The following is a 701-nucleotide window of genomic DNA, read 5'->3' as shown; positions in this document are numbered from 1 at the left end:
CAACGAATACCTGGATGATCTTGAGAAGGTTCATTACGGTCCGTGTCTCAAGGTCATTGCGATAAACGACAATGAGCCGGCTGTAAGAGAAGACGGATTCATTGAACTACCGGCAGCGACAGCGCTGACCATTGGCGTGAGCTGCGTTTATCGCCACGCCGACGGCTCGCCTATTCCGGCAACCATGGAAAACGTAGACTTTGACGTGAGCAAAAACACGTTCGCAAAAGCCGGCCAACGCTGGTATCTCCACGCTCACAAACAGGCCCGCAGAGTTGTCGGCTGTGAGCCCACCCTGTCGCGCTCGGTCTACCCCACGAATGACACAAATTAGTGCCGATGCGCGGTGGCACCGGGTTCTAACGCTTTCAGATGGCAGGACCCTGGCGTTCACGGACGTTGGCGACCCCCTCGGCTACCCGATTGTCTTTGGGCACGGTATGCCGGGCAGCCGTCTGGAAGGCCGCTTCTTTGATGAAAAAGCCAGGGAGCACGGGTTTCGCATCCTGACCCCCGACCGCCCCGGTATCGGCAACTCCGATTTCCAGCCAGGGCGCAAGCTGCTCGATTACCCGGCCGATATCGAGCAGCTTGCCGATTCCCTGGAATTGGCGCGCTTCAGTCACATCGGCTGGTCCAGCGGCGGTTCCCGGACCCTGGCCTGCTGTTACCGACTCGCGGATCGGGTTGATCTCGGGGTC

The 701-nt window shown here is 59.2% G+C and carries 2 protein-coding genes; both read left to right on the top strand.

The features are described 5' to 3' along the window. Positions 1–334, top strand: a 334-nt coding sequence (locus B2W52_RS16930) for a hypothetical protein (RefSeq protein ID WP_286803781.1), incomplete at its 5' end; no start/stop codon positions are given. After that, on the top strand, positions 321–701 hold a 381-nt coding region (locus B2W52_RS16925), incomplete at its 3' end, for an alpha/beta fold hydrolase (RefSeq protein ID WP_286803780.1). The genes B2W52_RS16930 and B2W52_RS16925, both read left to right, overlap by 14 nt.

The sequence above is a fragment of the Marinobacter sp. UBA2498 genome (assembly GCF_002341575.1).
GTDB classification, from domain to species: domain Bacteria; phylum Pseudomonadota; class Gammaproteobacteria; order Pseudomonadales; family Oleiphilaceae; genus Marinobacter; species Marinobacter manganoxydans.
This window is presented reverse-complemented; position numbering and strand designations above follow the sequence as displayed.